This is a genomic window from Lysinibacillus sp. F12 (assembly GCF_057773605.1).
The window spans coordinates 667,212-686,539 of sequence record NZ_JBYMLP010000003.1 but is presented as its reverse complement, the minus strand read 5'-3'; the positions used below and the strand labels follow the sequence as shown (position 1 = coordinate 686,539).

General features: G+C 38.3%; 16 protein-coding genes and 3 riboswitches. Of the genes, 13 read left to right on the top strand and 3 right to left on the bottom strand.

Going from position 1 to position 19,328, the window contains the following annotated elements:
- Positions 1 to 202: 202 nt before the first annotated feature.
- Positions 203 to 349 carry a YrzI family small protein gene (locus AC3CH7_RS17320; protein WP_080695201.1) on the bottom strand — a complete coding sequence of 49 codons (147 nt, stop codon included), beginning with the start codon at positions 347 to 349 and terminating at the stop codon, positions 203 to 205.
- A 546-nt stretch (positions 350 to 895) separates the two neighbouring features.
- Positions 896 to 1,074, top strand: a riboswitch (cobalamin riboswitch).
- 274 nt (positions 1,075 to 1,348) lie between these two features.
- Between AC3CH7_RS17320 and metE the strand changes: the two genes are divergently transcribed.
- From metE to AC3CH7_RS17290, 6 genes are all read left to right on the top strand, one after another.
- Complete coding sequence (gene metE / locus AC3CH7_RS17315) at positions 1,349 to 3,646, top strand: 5-methyltetrahydropteroyltriglutamate--homocysteine S-methyltransferase (protein ID WP_036163729.1); 2,298 nt, start codon at positions 1,349 to 1,351, stop codon at positions 3,644 to 3,646.
- A 120-nt stretch (positions 3,647 to 3,766) separates the two neighbouring features.
- A riboswitch (cobalamin riboswitch) is annotated at positions 3,767 to 3,959 on the top strand.
- Positions 3,960 to 4,103: 144 nt separating this feature from the next.
- Complete coding sequence (gene nikA, locus AC3CH7_RS17310) at positions 4,104 to 5,723, top strand: nickel ABC transporter substrate-binding protein (protein WP_289448968.1); 1,620 nt, start codon at positions 4,104 to 4,106, stop codon at positions 5,721 to 5,723.
- 71 nt (positions 5,724 to 5,794) lie between these two features.
- The gene (gene nikB / locus AC3CH7_RS17305; protein WP_036161745.1) at positions 5,795 to 6,748 is read left to right on the top strand and encodes a nickel ABC transporter permease; all 954 of its coding nucleotides are present in this window, start codon (positions 5,795 to 5,797) and stop codon (positions 6,746 to 6,748) included.
- A 1-nt stretch (position 6,749) separates the two neighbouring features.
- Entirely contained in the window at positions 6,750 to 7,553 is an 804-nt protein-coding gene (locus tag AC3CH7_RS17300) for an ABC transporter permease subunit (protein WP_236249520.1), read from the top strand.
- 10 nt (positions 7,554 to 7,563) lie between these two features.
- Positions 7,564 to 8,337 (top strand): ABC transporter ATP-binding protein, encoded by a 774-nt coding sequence (locus AC3CH7_RS17295; RefSeq protein WP_012294587.1) that lies wholly within the window; start codon positions 7,564 to 7,566, stop codon positions 8,335 to 8,337.
- 2 nt (positions 8,338 to 8,339) lie between these two features.
- Positions 8,340 to 9,158, top strand: coding sequence for an ABC transporter ATP-binding protein (locus AC3CH7_RS17290; RefSeq protein ID WP_488381675.1), 819 nt, complete (start codon positions 8,340 to 8,342; stop codon positions 9,156 to 9,158).
- Positions 9,159 to 9,205: 47 nt separating this feature from the next.
- On the opposite strand, the gene AC3CH7_RS17285 is transcribed toward AC3CH7_RS17290, so the two are convergent.
- Positions 9,206 to 9,691, bottom strand: a complete 486-nt coding sequence (locus AC3CH7_RS17285; RefSeq protein ID WP_031416007.1) for an NUDIX hydrolase — start codon at positions 9,689 to 9,691, stop codon at positions 9,206 to 9,208.
- 231 nt (positions 9,692 to 9,922) lie between these two features.
- Positions 9,923 to 10,117, top strand: a riboswitch (cobalamin riboswitch).
- 189 nt (positions 10,118 to 10,306) lie between these two features.
- Between AC3CH7_RS17285 and mmgD the strand changes: the two genes are divergently transcribed.
- The 6 genes from mmgD to AC3CH7_RS17255 all read left to right on the top strand — a co-directional run bounded on the left by mmgD (position 10,307) and on the right by AC3CH7_RS17255 (position 17,487).
- Positions 10,307 to 11,428, top strand: coding sequence for a citrate synthase (gene mmgD / locus AC3CH7_RS17280; RefSeq protein WP_012294584.1), 1,122 nt, complete (start codon positions 10,307 to 10,309; stop codon positions 11,426 to 11,428).
- A 98-nt stretch (positions 11,429 to 11,526) separates the two neighbouring features.
- A complete protein-coding gene (locus tag AC3CH7_RS17275) occupies positions 11,527 to 12,960 on the top strand; it encodes a bifunctional 2-methylcitrate dehydratase/aconitate hydratase (RefSeq protein WP_036216312.1) in 1,434 nt (477 codons plus the stop codon).
- Between the two features lie 42 nt (positions 12,961 to 13,002).
- Positions 13,003 to 13,917 carry a methylisocitrate lyase gene (gene prpB, locus AC3CH7_RS17270; protein ID WP_036163716.1) on the top strand — a complete coding sequence of 305 codons (915 nt, stop codon included), beginning with the start codon at positions 13,003 to 13,005 and terminating at the stop codon, positions 13,915 to 13,917.
- Positions 13,918 to 13,962: 45 nt separating this feature from the next.
- Positions 13,963 to 15,621 carry an acyl-CoA dehydrogenase family protein gene (locus AC3CH7_RS17265; protein ID WP_031416004.1) on the top strand — a complete coding sequence of 553 codons (1,659 nt, stop codon included), beginning with the start codon at positions 13,963 to 13,965 and terminating at the stop codon, positions 15,619 to 15,621.
- Between the two features lie 10 nt (positions 15,622 to 15,631).
- Positions 15,632 to 16,417: an enoyl-CoA hydratase-related protein gene (locus AC3CH7_RS17260; protein WP_031416003.1), complete on the top strand. Its 786-nt coding sequence runs from the start codon at positions 15,632 to 15,634 to the stop codon at positions 16,415 to 16,417.
- 14 nt (positions 16,418 to 16,431) lie between these two features.
- Positions 16,432 to 17,487 (top strand): enoyl-CoA hydratase/isomerase family protein, encoded by a 1,056-nt coding sequence (locus AC3CH7_RS17255; protein ID WP_012294579.1) that lies wholly within the window; start codon positions 16,432 to 16,434, stop codon positions 17,485 to 17,487.
- Positions 17,488 to 17,596: 109 nt separating this feature from the next.
- On the opposite strand, the gene AC3CH7_RS17250 is transcribed toward AC3CH7_RS17255, so the two are convergent.
- Positions 17,597 to 18,238, bottom strand: a complete 642-nt coding sequence (locus AC3CH7_RS17250) for a YczE/YyaS/YitT family protein (RefSeq protein ID WP_488381674.1) — start codon at positions 18,236 to 18,238, stop codon at positions 17,597 to 17,599.
- A gap of 121 nt (positions 18,239 to 18,359) precedes the next feature.
- Between AC3CH7_RS17250 and paiA the strand changes: the two genes are divergently transcribed.
- Complete coding sequence (paiA, locus tag AC3CH7_RS17245) at positions 18,360 to 18,878, top strand: spermidine/spermine N(1)-acetyltransferase (RefSeq protein WP_416277656.1); 519 nt, start codon at positions 18,360 to 18,362, stop codon at positions 18,876 to 18,878.
- The last annotated feature ends 450 nt before the right edge of the window (positions 18,879 to 19,328 follow it).

Genomic DNA, 19,328 nt, shown 5'->3' with positions numbered 1-19,328 from the left:
TATGTGTAAAAAATCGCTTGAAAAGTGCAAAACATATCCTGAAGCAACCCGTCCTAGATTAGAACGGGTTAGCTTTACAGGGATTATAAAATATTACTTCATCTGGTGGTTGTGTCTTTCTCCAGCCATAAAACTGCATATCGTCTTTTGATCATATAAATCATTTCTATTCCCACCTTTCCTGTTTTTTAAAATTACAACATTAATATTGACGAATACGAATATAATTTTCTACTTTTCTTCTGTTCTCTTCAAAGATTTTTTTCGCATTTTCATGTTGAAGTGCTTTTTCAATAGAAATCTCACGTTTTGTAATAGTTATCGTAAGAGCAAAAATGTTTAACATCATTTATTATCACCTCCTTAAATTACCATGAGGAATGAAAAAAACCGCAGAGAGACTCCTCTACGGTGAAAAAAGACACAAAAATACCGCAGGGGCACACTTCTCCCTGCGGTATGGGTATACTTAATTACAAAAAACTTAAGCGATCCATTCCGATCTGGTCGAATGTGTGATTTTCATTTTTACTGAAGTTGTAACTACCAATGACATTAATTTAGCGATAACGAACATTTCATTCGACCTCCTTAAGAATTTTTTACTTTGTAAGTATATCATTTTTTAAGTTGTTTGTAAACAACTTTTACTAAGAATTCCTGATTGTGTAAAAGTCTAGAAAAATTCTTTGCTGCTTTACATTGTTAGTTATCTGATTTTTTGGGGTAGCGAATAGTAGAAATAGTAGTCTTAAAGCCAACAAACATCATTAAGGCATTATCACTAAGGGTAAGGGTCAAGTTGTTGACAATTAAAAACAAAGTAAATAGATAAATTTTTATATAAAAACAATTTCTACTATTCTGAAATATATGGTATAGTAGGGGTATAACTGAATATAGTGTAAGAAATGGTGCCAGATGAAAGTTTGGCTTAAAAGGGAAGTCGGTGCAAATCCGACGCTGTCCCGCAACTGTAATTCGGAGCAAATCACAAATGCCACTGGGAAACTGGGAAGGCTGTGAGACGTGTTGATGAGAAGCCAGGAGACCTGCCAATTTCTAGTACACACCAAATACCTACGTGGAAATAGGTGGTGAATAGTGACCAATAGGCACTGTGCGAAAACAGATGATGTATACGGAAGTTCTTTTTTTTTCGTATTGTTTTTGTATTAATAATTTTACTATGCAGCCATTTTCCAAAAAGGAGAATGGCTTTTTATCATGCTAATATTGCAAAGTGAAGCCCACTGGTTTTCATATAGGGCAACGAAACTAGCATGTGGATAACCAAATTTGTAGAGCAAGCTAGAAGTAAATTTTTTTGATGAAAGGGAGATGAAAGATGACTTATACTAGTACACTCATTGGCTACCCATATATCGGAGATGATCGCGAATGGAAGAAGGCATTAGAAGCATTTTGGCGTCAAGAACTAACGGAAGAGGATTTTCAGGCTACACTAAAAAGTATTCGTTTATCAAGAATTGAAAAGCAGCTACAACTCGGCATAGATGTGGTGACAGTAGGAGATTTCACATTGTACGATAGAATGTTGGATACTGCCTTAATGTTCGGCTTAGTACCGAAGCGCTTTAACTGGCAAGGTGGAAGGGTAGATTTACATACCTACTACAGTGTAGCGAGAGGAAATCATTCAGCAGTAGCTAGTGAAATGACCAAATGGTTTAATACCAACTATCACTACATTGTTCCTGAGTATGAAGGACAACCGTTGCAGCTAACAGAAAATAAGGTATTAGCAGACTTTTTAGAGGCAAAGGAAGCGTTCGGTATTATGGCGAAGCCGACACTTATTGGCCCCTATACATTTTATAAGCTCACTAAGGGCTACAATAAATTAACGCAGGTCGAATACTTATTAGCCTTAATACCTCTCTATGCCCAGATTATTCAAGAATTAGTAGATGCAGGTGCCGAATGGATTCAAATAGAGGAGCCTTCTTTAGTGACGACACTTGACTCAGCAGAACTGAAGCTAGTTCAAGAAATCTATGCTCAATTGATGATGACAGTTCCAGCAGCAAAACTAATGCTACAAACATACTTTGAAGCATTATGCTCCTATGAAACATTAATTACACTGCCTGTACAAGGATTTGGCTTAGATTTTGTACATGGCTATAAAGGGAATATGGAGTCACTTCGACAATATGGTTTCCCTCCAGATAAAGTTTTAGCCATTGGGGTGGTCAATGGTCGTGATATATGGCGTTCAAACCTAGCGGAAGCGAATGCCATGATTCAAGCAATTGAAAAACTAAGTGATGCTAAGGAATTGTGGATTCAACCTTCAAGTAACCTGCAACATGTACCAATATCTACTTCATTTGAAAAGAAGTTGGACCCTGTTCTCAAACAAGCACTGGCGTTTGCCGATGAAAAAATCGAAGAGATTACTGAGCTAACTAAATATAGAAAGGGTCAAAACGGAACTCGACGTCATAATTTCTCAGAAAGTATGAAAGCCATTGAAGCACTAAAAAATCATCCGATTCGTCAAAATAAGATGATCCAGCAAGCCGTTCAATCCGTCTCCACAAAGGATTTTGAGCGACATAGTGATTTTAGTCAACGTCAAAAATTACAGCAGCAGGCGTTAGCCTTACCACTATTCCCTACAACAACAATCGGTAGCTTTCCTCAATCTGATGAGGTGAAGAGAAATCGGAATGCTTGGCGAAAGAAACAAATATCGAATACAGACTATGAAGCATTTATTGAACTGGAAACAAAGCGCTGGATTCACTTGCAGGAGGATATGGATATAGATGTACTGGTTCATGGAGAATTTGAACGGACAGACATGGTCGAGTATTTCGGTGAAAAACTGACGGGCTTTGCCTTTACTGAAAAAGCATGGGTGGTTTCGTATGGTTCTCGCTGTGTGAAGCCTCCGATTATTTATGGAGATGTTGAATGGACTTCATCCATTACCGTGAAAGAGTCAGCGTATGCCCAAAGCTTAACGAAGCGCTTTGTCAAAGGGATGCTGACAGGGCCAGTGACCATTTTAAATTGGTCCTTTGTACGTGATGATATTTCTCGGAAAGATGTGGCCTATCAAATTGCTTTAGCACTTTGTAAGGAAGTGAAAGCACTAGAAACGGCAGGTATCTCCATTATTCAAGTGGATGAACCAGCACTAAGAGAAGGGCTACCTCTTCGTAAAGAAAATTGGGGGGCTTACCTAGACTGGGCAATCAATGCCTTCAAACTTGCTACCTCGAGTGTAAAAGATACAACACAAATTCATACACATATGTGTTACTGCGAATTTAACGATTTCATAGAACCCATTAGTGCGCTAGATGCTGATGTGATTTCTATTGAAACATCACGAAGCCATGGAGAGCTTATTTCTTCACTTCAAGTGCATCCTTATACAAAAGGGATTGGATTAGGTGTATACGATATTCATAGTCCACGTGTGCCGAGTGAGGGAGAAATGTTAGCCATCATGAGAGATAGTTTACAAGTTTTAGACAAACATCAATTTTGGATTAATCCGGACTGTGGCTTAAAAACAAGGAAAGAGCCAGAAACAATAGCGGCTTTAGCTAATATGGTGGCTGCTACCAAACTATTGCGTCAGGAGGTGAAGGAATCTATATCGAGATAACGAGAGATAAAAGGAGTTAAGCAAAGATCAGGTTATCTGCCTGGTCTTTTTGTATCTGTTTATTATATTCAGAAAATAAAATTGACGTGAACATTTGAGCATGTTATGTTTATTACTAATTTCAAATATTGCATTACAAGTTTGAATGAAATTATTTTTCGTTCGATTAAAAGGAAAATGGGTGTAAATCCCATGCTGTCCCGCAGCTGTAAATGAGGAGTTTTGTTTCGATGACCACTGAGTTTTTTCTTGGGAAGGTGAAGCAAAATGATGATTCATAAGCCAGAATGCCTGCTTGTAAGAAGATTCATTGATGATCTACGAAAGATAGGGAGATGGATGGTAGCTTACGTATTGTAGGTTTATCTGTCCTTATTCTTGTAGAATAAGGTTTTTTTATGCCTTCTTTCTATTCAATTTGTAGATATGAACAGGGAATAGAGATAGGAGATAAAAAATGAGATGGACGAAGTATTTACTGCCTTACATGCTTGTTTTGACCTTCAGTTTTCTTGCAGGTTGTACAAGCACGGAAAAAGACAAAGGAAACTCAGCATCAACTGAACAGACAGATGAAAAAATGATTACGATTGGTTGGCCATTAGATGTAGGCCCATTAAACCCCCATACATATTTACCAAATCAGATGACTGCTCAAGCAATGGTTTATGAATCTTTAGTGGCGTATAACGATGATGGGACAATTACGCCAAAGCTAGCAGAAAGCTGGGTCATCTCAGAGGATAAAACTGCTTATACGTTCCATTTACGCAAGGATGTTAACTATTCGGATGGGACTGCCTTTAATGCTGATAATGTGATTCGCAATTTTGATGCGGTATTAGCGAATCGTGACATGCATTCTTGGATGGGCATGGTCAACCATATAAAAGAGGTCGTCAAAGTAGATGAATCAACAATACGTTTGCAATTAGACGAACCGTATTACCCTGTGTTAAACGAATTAGCCTTTGTCAGACCATTCCGTTTTTTAGGGGATAATGGCTTCCCAGACGGCGATAAGACAAATGATTCCATTCAATCAGCTATTGGCACAGGGCCATGGGTTTTAACCGACTATAAAAAAGATGAATATGCTTTATTTAGCCGTAATGAACATTATTGGGGAGAAAAGCCTCTCGTAGATAAAATAAAGGTTAAAATCATCCCAAATTCGGAATCCATTTCGTTAGCCTTTGAAAATGAAGAATTAGATGTCATTTATGGGCGAGGGGTTATTAGTTTAGATAACTATACGTATTTAAGAGATAGTGGCAAATATAGAACAGCTACATCTGAGCCACTGTCTACGAAAGCATTACTGTTCAATACACAGTCTGGACCGTTAGCTGAGCTAAAGGTTCGACAAGCAATGCAATATGCTATCAATAAGGAACAAATGGTAGAAAGCATTACACATGGTACAGAAAAAGTGGCTAACACGCTATTTTGGGAAGCAATTCCATATGCCAATATTGATTTAGCCCCCATTATATATAATCCTGAAAAAGCACAGAAATTGCTAGAGGAAGCTGGATGGACGCTACAGAAGGGTGAAAAAATTCGTTCAAAAAATGGTCAACCCCTTACATTAGATTTAATCTATATTGCTACTGATGCCATTCAAAAACCTATGGCAGAGTTAATGCAGGGCGAGCTAGCGAAAATAGGCGTACAGTTAAATATTGAAGGCGCCGATGTGATGGTCGGTCTGCAAAAATTAATGGATGATCAGGTTGATATTAACTTCTGGCGAACTAATGGACCGCCGACTGATCCACATAGCTTTGCAAATGAATCAGCTACACCAAATGCTAGTGGTGTTTATGAAGCAAAATTAGGCTTACCAAATACTCAAGAAATCGATACTAACATACATCAATTATTAGTCGGGACCGATGAAGAAGAACGCGTGCAGCTATACACGGATATTTTAACAATGTTCCACAAACAAGCATTGTTCTATCCAATATCGTATGAAACGAATCAAGTTATTTATCAACCATATATGAAGGATTTTGCACCACGTGCTTCTGAGTATGACATTCCATATGCACAAATGGATAAAGAAAACTAAGTATGAAAGAGAGAGTGTGTCGAACCAGGACAACTCTCTTTTTATCATCGGATGAAATAGGAAGTGACGACATGTACGAATCGACTTGGATGTTTTGTGTAAAAAGAATTCTCACACTTCCATTTGTATTAGTAGGCGTATCTATTCTGACCTTTGTGTTTATTCGTTTCGTACCAGTAGAACCAGCAGAGGTCATTCTTCGACTTGCAAGAATAGCCCCAACACCAGAGGCTATACAAGCTTTACGAGAAGAATTAGGGACAGATAAGCCTTTTATCATGCAATATCTGCTATGGGTAAAAGGCGTTTTACAGCTAGACTTTGGGACATCTTTTGTTAGTAAATTACCCGTTGGTGATGAGCTATTTGCTAAGCTACCCGCTACCATCGAATTAGCTTTAGTAGCATTTATCCTTATTTTAACCTTTAGTATTCCGTTAGGGGTTGTGAGTGCATTATATAAGCATTCCTTTATCGATAAAATCATTCGATTATTTACAGTCCTAAGTGTTTCCATTCCAACATTTTGGTTAGGGTTTATCCTACTTTATCTATTCAGTTTAAAACTTGGGATTTTTCCGACGAATGGAAAAGGTTCAGGAGCACATTTAGTTTTACCAGCTTTCACATTAGCTTTACCTACAATCGGATTGTTCTCACAGTTTATCCGCTCTGCCATCATTGAAGAATACGAGCAGCCCTATGTAAAATATGCACAGCTTAGAGGCTTAAAAAAATCGGTCATTCTCATCCGACACGTGGGGAGGAATGCTGCCATACCGATATCAACTTTGTTAGGGATGACACTCGGAAATTTGCTAGGTGGGGCTGTCATTGTAGAGCAAGTATTTAGTTGGCCTGGACTCGGTAGATATTTAATAGAATCCATAACGAATCGTGATTACCCCGTTGTACAATGCTATGTGTTGGTGATCGCTGTCATCTATGTGCTCGCCAATCTAGGCACAGATGTATTGCATCGTTTATTGGATCCTCATCTGATGATGAAGAATAGGAGAGAGTAAAGTGAACTTAGAACGTATACATATGAGAAGATTTATGAGTCTCACTATACTAATCATCATTGGTTTACTAGGACTGTTTGCCCCACTCATGATGCCTCATGACCCTTTAGCAGTTGATATTTCTAAGAATTTTCTAGCACCTTCATGGGACTATCCATTAGGAACAGACCATTTAGGAAGATGTGTCTTCTCACGATTGCTTTTAGGGATTCGGTATTCTTTAGGTGCGGCGCTCGTCATACAAATAGTTGCTATTGTAGTAGCGATCCTGTTGGGCGCATGGGTCTCTTTAAAAAGAGGTATAATAGATGCGCTATTTATTCGGATATGCGATATTTTATTAGCTTTTCCAACACTTGTACTAGCATTTGGGCTTTTAGGTGTATTAGGGCCAAGCTTAAAAAATGTGTTAATCGCACTTATTTTGACACAGCTTATTTATTATTCAAGACTAATTCGAAGTTTATTTATCGGCATGAATGAAAAGGATTTTATTCTAGCGGCAAGAATAAGCGGTACTACAGGTGTGAAATTAATTATTCGTCACTATCTCCCTCATGTTTGGCCTCCTATTGTAACGATTGTTGCATTAGATATGGGAAAGGTTATTTTAGAGATTGCAGGCTTTTCCTTTATAGGGCTTGGCGTGCAGGCTCCCACTCCTGAGTGGGGAATGATGGTAAATGAAGGGAAGCAATATATCCGCCAACATCCCGAATTAATGCTATATCCTGGGCTTACTATCGTTCTAGTTGTCCTAGTATGTAATGTTTTGGCAAGTAGTTTAAAGACGCCTGACCAGTAAAGGGGAAGTTATGAAGAAAGTTTTAGAAGTGAAAGACTTATCGGTCAAAATTGGAGAACAAAATATTTTAAACGCCATTCATCTGACAGCCTATCAAGGCCGCGTTTTGGGGATTATTGGCGAAAGCGGTAGTGGGAAAACCATGCTTTGCCAAGCTATCATGCAAGCCTTACCGTCTAGAGCGCAGATTATCAAAGGGCACATATTCTACCATCAACAAGATTTATTGAAGATAAATGCTGCTCAAATGAGAGCTTATCGTGGAAGACATCTATCTATTATTATGCAAAATCCTTCGACTGCCTTTGACCGTGTGCAAACCATTGAAAGTCATTTTCGTGAATCATTAAAGGCTCATTTTGTTATAACTAAAAATGAAATTAGACAAATTGCTATGGAAAGCATGTCAAAAGTTAATTTACCTAATCCCGAGAAACTTTTACACTATTATCCATTCCAATTAAGTGGGGGAATGCTACAGCGTGTAATGATTGCTTTGTCACTCGCAATTCAAGCCTCGGTATACATAGCTGATGAGCCAACGACAGCTCTTGATACAGTCAACCAAAAACAGGTATTGACATTATTTGATCGGATTCGCCTGGAAACACAGGCAGCCATACTTCTTGTGACGCATGATTTAGGCGTTATTGCTGAACTAGCTGATGATGTAGCCGTGATGTATAAGGGGGAACTAATTGAACAAGCGAATGTCTATGATTTTTTTGATGCACCACAGCATCCTTATACAAAGAAACTATTACAATCCCGAATGATGTTTTAGAGGTGAAAAAATTGAAGCTACTAGAAGTGAGAAATATTGAGAAGAACTATGCACATAGACCGTTCATATTCAAGCGAAGACAGGATGCTCCTGTATTACAGAAAGTATCATTTTCACTTCAGGAGGGGGAATGCTTAGGCATTGTTGGACAAAGTGGCTCAGGAAAAAGCACATTGGGCCGAATTATATTAGGAATGGAAAGGCCAACAGCCGGTGAGGTTCTATTTCAAGGGGTTAATCTTTATGATGCCACTAGCCAACAGAAAAAAATGATACGGAGAGATTTACAAGCAGTCTTCCAAAATAGCTATCATTCATTAAATCCAAAGCACACTATTTTTCAAATTTTAGAGGAACCGTACCTAAATTTCGAGCATTATAGCTCAGCTGAGAGACACTATAAGGTAAAGGAATTACTTAATCATGTAGAGTTAGAAAAATCTATTGCCGAAAAGTATCCTTCCCAGCTTAGTGGGGGACAACAACAGCGTGTGAACATTGCAAGAGCGCTTGCCTTACATCCAAAATTAATTGTTTTAGATGAACCCATTAGTAGTTTAGATATGATTTTGCGAAAACAAATCATTCAATTACTGCAGACACTACAAAAGGATTTGCAACTTGCATACATTTTCATTTCTCATGACTTACAGGCTACACGCTTTATTTCAGATCGCATCCTCGTCATGCAAAATGGTCAGCTAGTAGAGGAAATCATGAAAGGTGAACCATTTAAGCATTCCGCATCACTTGAGCTATACAACGCGATTTTGCCCAGTCACCCTCGCGAAAGAATTCACAAGAATACTAGTTTGGAATGATCTGAAATGTCTTTGCGAAGAAAGTCCTTATTAAAATTCTTACATTGTTATTTGGAAAGCTTCGTAAAGGAGCTTTCGAACCCCCATATTTTGCCCTCTAGGTTGTTTAAGAGAGCGACCGTCCTCTGTTCCATATTATTCGGAAGTTCTTCCTTACTGAAATAAGTGAGGCTTAAGCTCTCACCATCCTTCATTTCCAATACACCCCTTACATGTTTAGCTCTATAAAGGTGAATGACTGTATAGATTTCATCGCCATTCGGATAACAGTAGTAATAATCAGGTCCTGAAAAAACACCGATAAACTCAAACTCTTTAGCCACGAGACCAGTTTCCTCATAAAGTTCACGAGCAGCAACCTGCTCTAATGTTTCGTTTATTTCCATTGAACCGCCAGGTAATCCCCAATCCAACGTATCTGAACGATGTTGAAAGAGTATTTTCTTATCATCATTAACAACAAGAACTGTCGAACCAACGCTTATAATTGGTCTATTACCGATAAGCTTTCTTAATTCAGTTATATAGCCCATCCCGTCACTCCTCGTTTCATCGTAATGCAAAACAAATCGCTTTTTTAAAGCAGGCTTCATAAATATAGCTCCATTGGGATTGATTAACAATCTTTTTTTGAGCGAAATAATGCTTAAATATGCAGAATAGTTCGTCAAAAATGAAAAATAGCTTTTTATAATCAGTCTTTTCTGAATTTTACCTATATTGATTGTTTGGAAACCTCTATGTTAAGGTAAAAAGACAAATTGAATATGCTAAATTTTGGTGGTTCAAATGGGTTTGATTCCATTTGATTAAAAGGGAAGTTGGTGTGAGTCCAACACTGTCCCGCAACTGTATGTAGGAGTTCCATAACGAGACCACTGTTTTGTTCTTCAAAACGGGAAGGTGTTATAGGAACGTTGATGATAAGTCAGGAGACCTGCCACTAAATAAGCATCAATTGACCTACGAGGATAGGGAGGTGTTAGCTACTGTATGATGATTGTGAATGGATGTAAGTTCACTGTTTTTTGTTCTGTCATACTTTTGTAGATTAACAACTTCTAAAGGATAGAAGTTGTTTTTTTGTTGTTCTTTCGAGTTTGAATGGTAACGCTTACAAGAATGATTAAACAAAGGGGTTGTAATCTATGGAGTTAACGTATTCACCAGGTCTTGATGGAGTTATTGCTGCGGAAACAAAACTGTCTTTCTTAGACGTAGTAGGCAGTCAAATTGTTATACGTGGCTATGATTTGATTGAACTATCTCAGCGATACGCCTATTTAGATATTGTCCATTTATTATTGCACGGAAACCTACCAACTACTGAGCAACAAGCTGACGTACAGGATAAATTGAAAGAAAACTATCACGTTCCACAAGAGCTTTTTCAAATTTTCAACTTATTACCAAATGGGACACATGCGATGGACGGCCTTCGAACTGGAATTTCAGCGTTAGCAGGGTATGATCAGCACATCCATGATCGTTCGACTGAAATGAATGTAACACGAGCATATCGACTTTTAGGTGGAATGCCCAACATCGTTGCGAATAGCTACCGTGTATTAAATGGTCAAGATGTTGTAGAACCGGATAGTCAGCTTTCTTATAGTGCTAATTTTTATTACATGATTACTGGAAGAAAACCAACACCATTAGAAGAGGGAATTTTTGACCAATCACTTGTTTTATATAGTGAACATGAAATGCCGAATTCGACCTTTGCTGCTCGTGTTATTGCCTCCACACAATCCGATCTGTATGGTGCTCTAACTGGTGCTGTCGCATCATTGAAAGGAAATTTGCATGGTGGGGCGAACGAGGCAGTCATGTATATGCTGCTTGAAGCTAAGACTGTGGAGGGCTTTGAAGCGATGCTGAAAAACAAGCTCAAAAATAAAGATAAAATAATGGGCTTTGGCCATCGTGTCTATATGAAAAAAATGGACCCAAGAGCGCAGATCATGAAAGAAGCTTTGTATAAACTATGCTTGGAGCAAGGGGATGACTGCTTATATCACATGTGCGAAGCCGGTGAAAAAGTGATGGTGGAGGAAAAAGGCTTGTATCCAAATTTAGATTATTATGCTGCGCCCGTGTACTACATGCTGGGCTTACCAATTGAATTATATACGCCTATTTTCTTTGGCTCTCGAACGATCGGTTTATGTGCACATGTGATCGAACAACATGACAATAATCGATTATTTAGACCTCGTGTTCATTATATAGGCGAGCGTCATAACCTTGAAGAATTGTCGGTATAATCAAGTTTTAACAACTCGCCATAGAGCTGATGGACATTCTGACCAATGCCCATCAGCATACTAGTATATCAAATTCATACCTTGAAAGGAAGATATAGATGATTAAAACGAATGAAAAAACGATGACAGACCAGCTTCTTATTGATATTGCGGATTACGTATTAAACACAAAGATTACGAGCGAAGAAGCTTACGAAACGGCTCGATATGTTTTATTGGATACGTTAGGTTGTGGCATTTTAGCTTTACAATATCCTGAATGTACAAAACTTCTAGGTCCTGTAGTACCAGGTACAGTCGTTCCAAATGGTACTCGTATTCCAGGAACATCCTATGTCCTTGATCCAGTTAAAGGTGCCTTTAATATCGGTTGTATGATCCGTTGGTTGGATTATAACGATACATGGTTGGCGGCAGAATGGGGGCATCCTTCTGATAATCTTGGTGGTATTTTAGCTGTAGCTGATTATTTGAGTCGTGTACGTGTTGCAGAAGGGCAAGAGCCTCTCCAAATGAAAGATGTTTTAGAAATGATGATTCAAGCCCATGAAATACAAGGAATACTTGCACTCGAAAATAGCTTAAATCGTGTTGGCTTAGATCACGTTTTATTTGTCAAAATAGCGACAACAGCTGTTGTTACAAAGGCTTTAGGGGGCACTCATCAAGAGATTGTCAATGCTCTATCAAATGCTTGGATTGATAATTCAAGTTTAAGAACCTATCGACATGCTCCTAATACGGGATCAAGAAAATCATGGGCTGCTGGCGATGCTACAAGCAGGGCCGTACAACTAGCAATGATGGCTGTGAAAGGGGAAATGGGCTATGCAACTGCATTATCTGCACCAGGCTGGGGATTCCAAGATGTGCTCTTTCATAAGCAAGAATTAAAGCTTGCGAGACCACTTGCATCTTATGTTATGGAAAATGTCCTCTTTAAAGTTTCATATCCTGCAGAGTTTCATGCTCAAACGGCTGCAGAATGTGCCGTTCATTTGCATGCTGAAGTAAAAAATCGCCTAGCTGATATTGACCGCATAGAAATTACAACACATGAATCAGCCATGCGAATTATCGATAAAGAAGGGCCTCTTCACAATCCTGCAGATCGAGATCACTGCCTTCAATATATTACAGCGATTGGTCTTATTTATGGTGACATTACCGCAAATCACTATGAAGATGAGGTGGCGGCAGATCCACGAATCGATGACTTGCGTAATAAAATGGTTGTTGTGGAAAAAGGCCAATATACAATCGACTATTTAGACCCTGATAAACGATCCATTGCGAACGCTGTTCAAGTTTATTACAAAGATGGTACATCAACTGAGCTAATTGAGTGTGAATATCCTTTAGGACATCGTTTCCGCCGTGAGGAAGCATTCCCTCAGATTATTGATAAATTCCAGCAAAACCTTCGTACGCATTATGCTCAAAAACAACTCAATAAAATAAACGATGTTTGTGTAAATAAAGAGCTGCTTGAACAAATTGCTGTTCATGAATTTGTTAATCTATTTATTTAATTTAGATGGATTCCGAACGCAATAAAGAGGAGGTATTTAAAAATGACATGGATTGTCCAAGAAGCAAAGACACAAAAACAATTAGCTGAACAATTTAAAGCTCATATCGCTCGTTCAGCTATTTTGCAAATACCAGGGGTACATGATGCAATGGCTGGTTTGATGGCTAAAAAAGTTGGCTTTGAGGCATTATATCTTTCTGGTGCCGCTTATACAGCGAGTAGAGGTTTACCAGACTTAGGGATGATTTATTCAAATGAGATAGCCCAGCGTGCTAGTGATATTATTCGGGCTACAAATTTACCGATGCTAGTGGACATTGATACGGGCTTTGGTGGCGTATTAAATGTTGCCCGTACTGCTCGTGAAATGCTAGAGGCAGGGGTTGCTGCCGTACAGCTAGAGGACCAAAATCTTCCTAAAAAGTGTGGACATTTAAATGGCAAAACTCTTGTTCCAAAGGAGGAAATGATTCAAAAAATAAAAATGATTAAACAAATAGCCCCTACATTAATGATTGTTGCTCGCACGGATGCAAGGTCTGTTGAAGGCTTAGAGCAGGCTATACTAAGAGCCAAAGCATATGTTACTGCTGGTGCAGATGTTATTTTTCCAGAGGCATTACAAACTGAAAAAGAGTTTAAACAATTTGCCAATGAGTTAGATGCCCCCTTATTAGCCAATATGACTGAATTCGGTCAAACTCCTTATTATACCGCTAAGGAATTTGAAAAAATGGGTTACTCGATGGTCATTTATCCCGTTACATCTATGAGAGTTGCAGCAAAAGCATACGAGCGCGTATTTGAATTAATAAAAAATACTGGAACACAACAAGAAGCAATTGAGGATATGCAAACAAGAAGCGAATTGTATGAAACGATTTCCTATTATAAATTCGAGGATTTAGATAGTGAATTAGCAAAAACCATCTTACCGAAGGAGGAAATAAAGTAGGAGAGGTAAATGGCTTTTCTCCACTTTCTTTCAAGGAGGGCTTATATGGATCGACTAAAAAACAACATGACGATCTTTACACCTGAGGATTTCCACGATGAAGAAGAGCTCATTGCAAAAACTGCTGAGCTCTTCATTAAACAGGATGTCTCACCGAATATCTCATCCATTGAACAGCAACAATATGAGATCACCCGACAATTGTTCCAAAAAGCAGGTGATCTTGGATTACTGGCCATTGAAATACCCGAAGCTTATGGAGGACTTGAGCTTAATAAAAAAATTTCTGGTCTGGTAGCAGAAAAAATGGGTTTTGGGGGTTCTTTTAGTGTCTCCTACAATATTCATGCAGGGGTGGGCACATTACCCTATATCTATTTTGGAAATGAGGAGCAAAAGCTGAAATACTTACCAAAGTTGGCTTCTGGAGAATGGATTGGAGCTTACGCCCTTACAGAGTCCGAAGCGGGTTCTGATGCACTGCGCCCCAAAACGAATGCTAGATTAACGGAAGACGGGAAAGCATGGCTAGTAAATGGAGAAAAGCAATGGATTACCAATGCACAGCTAGCAGACGTCTTCGTTGTATTTGCCCAGACGAATAGGGGGATGACTGCGTTGATTGTCGAACGTTCCATTAAAGGGGTATCCGTGGGTCAGGAAGAAGAGAAGATGGGCATTAAAGGCTCTTCAACGGCCACGCTCATTTTAGAGGATGTTATTGTGCCAATCAATTGTGTTCTTGGAGAGGTTGGCAAAGGACATATAGTCGCTATGAACATTTTGAATATGGCACGTCTAAAGCTTGCCTTTTCTAATATAGGAACGGCCAAACAAGCATTTCAAATAGCCGTGAATTATGGGAAGGGACGGAAACAATTTGAACGACCTATCGTTGACTTTACATTGATACAGGAAAAGCTTGCTGACATGGCCGTTCTGATTTATGGAGCAGAAAGCGGTGCATACCGAACGGCTGGGAAAGTTGATGAGGCTATTGCATCAGCAAGCAATGAAACGATAGTTCAGAAAATATCTGAATTTGCTCTGGAATGCGCACTTCATAAAGTACATTGTTCCGAAGCACTTGGAAGAATAGCTGATGAAGCTGTTCAAATACATGGTGGATATGGCTATATGCAAGATTATGAAGTGGAACGTTTGTATCGAGACGCAAGAATTAACCGTATTTTCGAGGGTACAAATGAAATCAATCGCCTTACAATGGCTAAAATGCTGTGGAAAAAATATGTACAAACAACTGCAATAGAGGGTGATTTTATTCACGCTCAACCATTAGAAAAAAATCACCATTACATCCTTCTCTCCAAGCATTTAATGCAACTAGCTATTCATGTCATTGCAAATGCACAAATTCAACTCGAACAGGAGCAAGAATTTATGCGTTTGTTGGCGGATATGGCCATGGAAACGTATGTCATGGAATCAGCCTGGCTCAGGTCGAAAAAAACTGCACATGTCCAAACAAAACAATTAATGACTGACATATTATGCCAGGAGGGTTACCGCAAAATAGAAGAAAGTGCGATTACTATCATTACGGCCGCTGAAAGCAATGAACAAAAACGAGTAAGCTTGCTAAATAACATTCGACAATTAAATATTCCGCTACAGCAAAATCTCTTTATGAAAAAACGGGCACTTGCGAGAACATTCATTGACAACCCAAAAATGATTAGTTAGGAGGAGCAGCATGATCGATACATTTGTCAACGTTAGTAAAGAGGATTCTATTTCAATTATTCATTTAAATCATCCACCTGCAAACACTTTGTCATCAGCCACTATTGAAAACCTACGTCTCATTTTCCAAGAGCTAGCAGAGGATGAAGACACAAGTGCCATTATTATTACAGGCACTGGCCGATTTTTTGTCGCTGGGGCTGATATAAAGGAGTTTGTTTCAGCCTTTGGCCAACAGGAAAAAGCATTGCAAATGGCTCAAGCAGGGCAAGCGCTATGCGATGAAGTAGAAGCCATGAAAAAACCAGTTATTGCTGCCATTAATGGACCGGCTCTTGGAGGAGGGCTTGAACTAGCGTTAGGATGTCATTTCCGAATTGCTTCGAATCAAGCCATTCTCGGCTTACCAGAATTAAAGCTTGGGCTACTCCCAACATTCGGGGGGACTCAACGACTTAGCAGAATGACGAATCAAGCAACAGCGCTCCAATTAATTTTAACAAGTAAACAACTGAGTGCAGACGAGGCATTACAGCTAGGTATTATTCAACTCGTAACAGAACCTGAGGAACTTTTGACGACGGCTAAAGCTGTTGCACAGTCCTTTGTTGCGGGTAAAAGTATGACATGTGTCTCTCGTACAATTGAATGTGTGATTCAAAGCACGAAGGATAACTTACAAAAAGGACTTGAACTTGAACGAACGCGTTTTGCTGAGTTATTTTTAACAAATGATGCCAAAGAAGGTGTGCAGGCATTTATTGAAAAAAGACAGCCACACTTTAAACACTGTTAAAGGAGGGGGCCAACATGGCAAACGAAGTTTTATTTTCGGTGGAAGATGGAGGATCAGCCTTCATTACGTTGAATCGTCCTAAAGCTTTAAATTCTCTTTCCACTAACATGCTTAACCTCATTAGAGAAAAATTAAAAGAATGGGAAGCGAATGATCAAATCTGTCTTATTGTACTACAAGGGGCAGGGGAGAAGGGGTTTTGCGCTGGAGGTGACATTAAAACACTTTATCAAGCACAATCCAGTCAAGAAGCATTTAAAGTAGCTGAAAACTTTTTTGAAGTAGAGTATGAAGTGGATTTGGAAATCTATCATTATTCTAAACCAATTATTGCTTGCCTTGATGGCATAGTCATGGGTGGTGGAGTCGGATTAACCTATGGAGCAAGCCACCGAATCGTTACAGAGCGTACAAAATGGGCGATGCCGGAAATGGATATTGGCTTTTTTCCAGACGTTGGCGCGGGCTATTTCTTAAACAAAGCGCCAGGATTTATTGGTTACTATTTGGCATTAACTGCGTCCATTATTAAAGCAGCAGATGTCCTTTTTGCGAACGGAGCAGATCATTATATGACGAGCGATAAGCTATTTGATTTCCTTCAAAGCGTTATACAGACAGATTGGCATTCTAACAATATAAACGCAACCTTACACCAACTAATTAAGAAATATTCTAGTAATCCATCCACGAACAGTGAACTTGAGAAGCTTCAAACAGTAATAAACCATCATTTTTCAAGAAATTCAGTCGAGGAAATCATACAATCCTTAAACCATGACCCAAGCGAATTTGCCCGTGACACGAAGAACTTGCTTTTGTCGAAATCACCTTCCTCTTTAAAAATTACGTTACAGCAGCTTATTGACGCTCGTGAAAAAACAGTAGAGGAATGTTTGAATACAGATTTCATGTTGGCAAGAAACTTTTTAAGACATAAGGATTTCTATGAAGGTGTACGATCTGTTGTGATTGATAAGGATCGTAATCCACGCTATACCTATCAAAACCTAGAAGAATTTACAGAAGAGGAGAAGAAAAAGTTTTTTCAAGAAAATAATGTTACATGATAGACTTCATTTAAAAATCCTGTTCGTAGCAGGATTTTTATCTTTATAGAAGAAAGGGGGAAATGACATCACCCCATTCTAAGCAAGAAACAGAATATTTGGGTTTATACTAGTTTTCAATCTCTTCATTTTGATCATTTAGAGTGGTATTAGAGTGCTGTAGGAGGTTATCTAGTATTCTGCCAGTAATAGGCATAAAGAAATGGAGGATGAGCCCTCCCAAACAAACCGTTATGATTGTTCCAAAGCCAATTGGGCCTTTCCATAGTAACGCCAGCGCTAAAAACAGGAGATAAATAGTGGTTCTTGCAAAAAAGATGCTCCTTTTCGTGAGCTCTTTAATTATTAAGGTTAATCGATCAACAGGTATCGGTGCAAAATTCGTATGTAAATAGGTGGCAGTCCCTAACCCAATCACCATTAAACCTACACCAAAACTAACAACTTGACTATACCAAGCTACAGGCGTTATCCAATTGTGTAACACAAATAACCACATATCAATTCCAATTCCCGTAATAAAGGCTGTCATCAAGCCCAAGAATTCGGGCCTTTGCTTGGTTAACATAGAATTACCAACTATTAAAATAATAGCTATAATAATTTCCCAGCTACCTACAGTCAGCCCTATATTTTTAGATAAACCCACTAAAAGGGCATCGAAGGGGGAAGTGCCTAGATTAGATTGAATAGTTAAAGAAATGCCCAGTGTTAAAATGAAAATGCCTAAGACATAAAAAACATATTTCACTTTTATTACCTCCCTCCACTTTTTATTGCATATACAACAAAAATAAGTTACATTCAATATATATTCTTTTTATTGCATTTGCAATATAAAATACATAAAGAGTTCTGAAGGAGTGTAATCAATGTCAATCAAATTATCAAAATGTAGCATAGGTGATTTAAAAAAACTCCAAGAGGTGAGTATCGAAACATTCAATGATACCTTTAAAGATCATAATTCACCTGAAAATATGACCGCTTACTTGGAGAAAGCATTTACAGAGTATCAGCTGGAAAAAGAATTATCTAATAAAGCTTCAGAATTTTATTTTATCTATAACAATGATGTCATTGCTGGTTACTTAAAGGTGAATGTCAATGATGCTCAGTCTGAACCAATGGGGGATGAGACACTTGAAATTGAACGTATTTATATTCGACAGCCATTTCAAGGAAGAGGTCTTGGCAAATTTCTCATCAACAAGGCAGTCGAATTAGCTGAAGCTCAAAACAAAAGCAGCATCTGGTTAGGAGTTTGGGATAAAAATGACAATGCCATAGGCTTTTATAAGAATATAGGCTTTGTGCAGACCGGGGCACACAGCTTTTATATGGATGAGGAAGAACAAATAGATGTAATTATGACAAAAATATTAATATAAAATTTTTAAATAGCAGAAATGTTGCGGTATCAACGTTTTTGCTATTTTTCTATACTTATTTTTCTACAGGTACATCGTTTGTGAAATGGCACGTCTTTCAAACCATAAGAACCTTTGTTTCATTAAACAACTATTCTTGTTTTCTTGTAATATTTAAGCTTTTTAATCCATTAAATATTAAAAATCTCTAATATGTGATGCGGAAAACGCCAACTTTTTCTATACTTTTACCTATTTCAATGGTTTGTATTGTCATATAGGTCTTTAGACAGTTGAGTCATTTCCATATTACCTATAAAATGTAATTATTAATGAAAACGATAATCATTATCAATTGTTAACAACACCTCATTTGTTTCGATTTACTTTTACTTCTCAGTCTTTCTAATAAGGGAGACTTATTTTTTCAACAGTGAGTGATAATCATTATCAATTAATAGTAAAAAGGTT

Coding starts and splice junctions, on each gene's coding strand:
- prpB (WP_036163716.1), top strand. CDS start 13,003: ATGACATGGATTGTCCAAGAAGCAAAGACACAAAAACAATTAGCTGAA.
- AC3CH7_RS17260 (WP_031416003.1), top strand. CDS start 15,632: ATGATCGATACATTTGTCAACGTTAGTAAAGAGGATTCTATTTCAATT.
- AC3CH7_RS17320 (WP_080695201.1), bottom strand. CDS start 349: ATGATGTTAAACATTTTTGCTCTTACGATAACTATTACAAAACGTGAG.
- AC3CH7_RS17265 (WP_031416004.1), top strand. CDS start 13,963: ATGGATCGACTAAAAAACAACATGACGATCTTTACACCTGAGGATTTC.
- AC3CH7_RS17255 (WP_012294579.1), top strand. CDS start 16,432: ATGGCAAACGAAGTTTTATTTTCGGTGGAAGATGGAGGATCAGCCTTC.
- AC3CH7_RS17285 (WP_031416007.1), bottom strand. CDS start 9,691: ATGGGCTATATAACTGAATTAAGAAAGCTTATCGGTAATAGACCAATT.
- AC3CH7_RS17275 (WP_036216312.1), top strand. CDS start 11,527: ATGATTAAAACGAATGAAAAAACGATGACAGACCAGCTTCTTATTGAT.
- nikA (WP_289448968.1), top strand. CDS start 4,104: ATGAGATGGACGAAGTATTTACTGCCTTACATGCTTGTTTTGACCTTC.
- mmgD (WP_012294584.1), top strand. CDS start 10,307: ATGGAGTTAACGTATTCACCAGGTCTTGATGGAGTTATTGCTGCGGAA.
- paiA (WP_416277656.1), top strand. CDS start 18,360: ATGTCAATCAAATTATCAAAATGTAGCATAGGTGATTTAAAAAAACTC.
- metE (WP_036163729.1), top strand. CDS start 1,349: ATGACTTATACTAGTACACTCATTGGCTACCCATATATCGGAGATGAT.
- AC3CH7_RS17295 (WP_012294587.1), top strand. CDS start 7,564: ATGAAGAAAGTTTTAGAAGTGAAAGACTTATCGGTCAAAATTGGAGAA.
- nikB (WP_036161745.1), top strand. CDS start 5,795: ATGTACGAATCGACTTGGATGTTTTGTGTAAAAAGAATTCTCACACTT.